Consider the following 3,593-nt stretch of genomic DNA (forward strand, 5'->3'; position numbering starts at 1 on the left):
TACGGTCGCCAAGGAGCTCGACTACCGCGCCCCGGAGATCCCCGTCGTCTCCACCCTGACCGGTCGGCTCGCCACCGGCGACGACCTGCGCGGCGCCGACTACTGGGCACGGCAGGTGCGAGAGGCCGTGCGGTACGCGGACGCCGTCACCACCCTGGAGTCCGAGGGCGTCCGCACCCTGCTGGAGATCGGCCCCGGCGCCGTCCTCACCGCGCTCGCCGCCCAGTCCGTCCGCGACCCCGACGCCACGGTCGCCACCGCGACGCTCCGCACCGGCACGCCCGAACCGGAGTCCCTGGTCAGGGCGCTGGGCGCGCTCCACAACCGCGGTGTCACCGTCGACTGGGAGGCGTTCTTCGCTGGATCCGGCGCCCGCCGCGTGCCCCTCCCCACGTACCCCTTCCAGCACCAGTCCTACTGGCTGCACCCGCGCACGCCCGAGGACGGCGGAGCCGCCGACTGGCGCACCACCGCCACCCCGGCACCTGCCGCCGGCCACGACGGCGGTACGGAGCGGGAGGCGGCCGCCGCCCCCGACGCCGTACCGCTGCCGGAACGGCTCGCGGGCCTCACCGGAGTCCAGCGGGACCAGTATCTGCTCCAGCTGGTGACCACGCTGGTCGCGGCGGTGCTCCGGCACCCGGACACCTCCGGTGTCGCCCCCGACCGGCCCTTCCAGGAGCTCGGCTTCGACTCCCTCACCGGCGTCGAGCTGCGCAACCGGCTGGGTGCGGCCACCGGGCTCACGCTCCCCGCCACGGTGGTCTTCGACCACCCGACACCGGCCGCGCTCGCCGCGTACGTCAAGGAGGCGGCCGCGCCCGCGCCCGCCGACCCGGCCAGCGCCGCACTGGACGGCCTCGACCGGATCGAGGAGGCCGTCGCGTCGCTCCGTACTCGGGAGAGCGACGAGGAGGCGCGCGCCACCGTCGCGGCCCGGCTGCGGAGCCTGCTGGACACGCTGACCGACGGCGGTTCCCCCGCGCCGGCCGACCGCGCAGGCCCCGACGTGCCGGAGCTCGCCGAGGACGCGTCGGCGGACGACATCTTCGCCTTCATCGACAGCCGGCTCGGCCGGGCGGCGGACTGAACCGACCCGCACGCAGACCCCCGGTGCACCACACCCCAGGCCCAAGGAGAGAGCGATCCCGCATGTCCGCCACCAGCGCCAGTCCAGGCCCCGATGAGAAGAAGTCCAAGGAAGAGAAGCTGGTCGACTACCTGAAGTGGGTCACCGCGGACCTGCAGAAGGCACGGCAGAGGATCACCGAACTGGAGTCTGCCGCCGCCGAGCCGGTCGCCATCGTGGGCATGGCCTGCCGCTTCCCCGGCGGTGTCTCCTCGCCCGACGGGCTGTGGCGGCTGGTCGCCGACGGCACGGACGCCATCAGCGCCTTCCCCACCGACCGCGGCTGGGACCTCGACGCCCTCTACAGCCCCGACGCCGACGCCCCCGGCACCTCCTACACCCGCGAGGCCGGGTTCCTGGAAGGGGCGGGCCTCTTCGACGCCGACTTCTTCGGCATCTCGCCCCGCGAGGCCCTGGCCATGGACCCGCAGCAGCGGGTCCTGCTGGAGACCGCGTGGGAGGCGCTGGAGCACGCCGGCATCGACCCGGTGGCCCTCAAGGGCTCCAGGACCGGCGTGTTCGCCGGGGTGGTGGAGCAGAGTTACCTCGGTCTCGAAGGGCCCGAGGAGCTTGAGGGCTACCTGATGACCGGCAAGCTCAGCAGCGTCGCCTCCGGCAGGGTCGCCTACGCCCTCGGTCTGGAGGGCCCGGCGCTGTCCGTCGACACGGCGTGCTCGTCGTCGCTGGTCGCCCTGCACCTGGCCGTCGAGTCCGTACGGCGCGGGGAGTCCACGCTCGCGCTGGCGGGCGGGGCCACGGTCACGGCGACGCCCGGCGGTTTCGTCGACTTCTCCCGCCAGAAGGGCCTCGCCCCGGACGGCCGCATCAAGTCGTTCGCGGCCGCCGCCGACGGCACGTCCTGGTCGGAGGGCGTCGGCGTGCTCGTCGTTGAGCGGCTGTCGGACGCGCGCCGCAACGGGCACCAGGTCCTTGCCGTGGTCCGGGGAAGCGCCGTGAATCAGGACGGCGCGAGCAACGGCCTGACGGCTCCGAACGGTCCGTCCCAGGAGCGTGTGATCCGTCAGGCGCTGCGGAGCGCGGGCCTGCGGCCCGCCGACGTGGACGCCGTCGAGGCCCACGGCACAGGCACGCGCCTAGGGGACCCGATCGAGGCGCAGGCGCTGCTGGCCACGTACGGGCAGGAGCGCGAAGAGCCGCTGTACCTGGGCTCGTTGAAGTCCAACATCGGCCACACCGTCGCCGCGGCCGGCGTCGGCGGCGTCATCAAGATGATCCAGGCCATGCACCACGGAGTCCTGCCGAAGACGCTGCACGTGGACGAGCCGACCCCCATGGTCGACTGGTCGGCGGGCTCCGTCGAACTCCTCACCGAGGCACGGCCATGGCCCGTCCGGGAGGAGGGACGGCCGCGCCGCGCCGCCGTCTCCGCGTTCGGCGTCAGCGGCACCAACGCCCACGTCATCCTGGAAGCCCCGGCGGCCACCGAGACCCAGGACCCCGCGCCCGACGGCGCGGAGGCATCCCTCGCCGTCGTGCCCTGGTTCGTCTCCGCGCGCTCGGCCCAGGCCCTGCGCGCCCAGGCCGCACGGCTGCTCGCGCACCTGGCCGAGCACCCCGGCCTGAGCGCGGCCGACATCGCGTACTCCCTGGCCACCCACCGCACCCTGCACGACCACCGGACCGCCGTCACCGGCGCCGACCGCACCGAACTGGAGGCCGCGCTCCGGACGCTCGCCGACACGGACACGGACACGGACGCCGGCACCGGCACCACGCCCACCACCGCCCGGACACCCGGCGGTGTCGGGTTCCTGTTCTCGGGTCAGGGTGCTCAGCGTGCGGGGATGGGGCGTGAGTTGTATGCCGCGTATCCGGTGTTCGCGACCGCGCTGGACGAGGTGTGCGAGGCGCTGGATCGGGTGCTCGGTCGCGAGCTGACGCTGAGGTCGGTGATGTTCGCGGGGGAGGGTTCGGTCGAGGCGGGGTTGTTGGATCGTACGGGGTGGACGCAGCCGGCGCTGTTCGCGTTCGAGGTGGCGTTGTTCCGGCTGGTGGAGTCGTGGGGCGTGCGGCCCGGTTTTGTGGTGGGTCATTCGGTGGGTGAGTTGGCGGCGGCTCATGTGGCGGGTGTGCTGGGGCTTGGGGATGCGTGTCGTCTGGTGGCGGCGCGTGCGGGGTTGATGGAGGCGTTGCCGGACGGCGGTGTGATGGTCGCCGTCGAGGCGACGGAGGACGAGGTCGCCGAGTTGCTGGCCGGTCGCGAGAGCGAGGTGGGTGTGGCCGCTGTCAACGGCCCGAACGCCGTGGTGATCTCCGGTGTGGAGAGCGCCGTCGAGGAGGCCGTCGGCCACCTCACCGGGCAGGGCAGGAGGGTGCGGCGGCTGACCGTTTCGCACGCGTTCCACTCGCCGTTGATGGACGGGATGCTGGAGGAGTTCCGTACGGTCGCCAAGGAGCTCGACTACCGCGCCCCGGAGATCCCCGTCGTCTCCACCCTGACCGG

The 3,593-nt window shown here is 73.4% G+C and carries 2 protein-coding genes; both read left to right on the plus strand.

From position 1 onward, the window contains the following. Window positions 1-1,090 (plus strand): phosphopantetheine-binding protein (locus HTZ82_RS25375; RefSeq protein ID WP_254712096.1); only part of this gene is annotated, 1,090 nt, incomplete at its 5' end. A 62-nt stretch (window positions 1,091-1,152) separates the two neighbouring features. Next, window positions 1,153-3,593: type I polyketide synthase (locus tag HTZ82_RS25380; protein WP_175411733.1), on the plus strand; the 2,441-nt coding region annotated here is incomplete at its 3' end.

It is taken from the genome of Streptomyces sp. TRM64462 (assembly GCF_013362995.1).
In the GTDB taxonomy this organism is placed as follows: Bacteria; Actinomycetota; Actinomycetes; order Streptomycetales; family Streptomycetaceae; genus Streptomyces.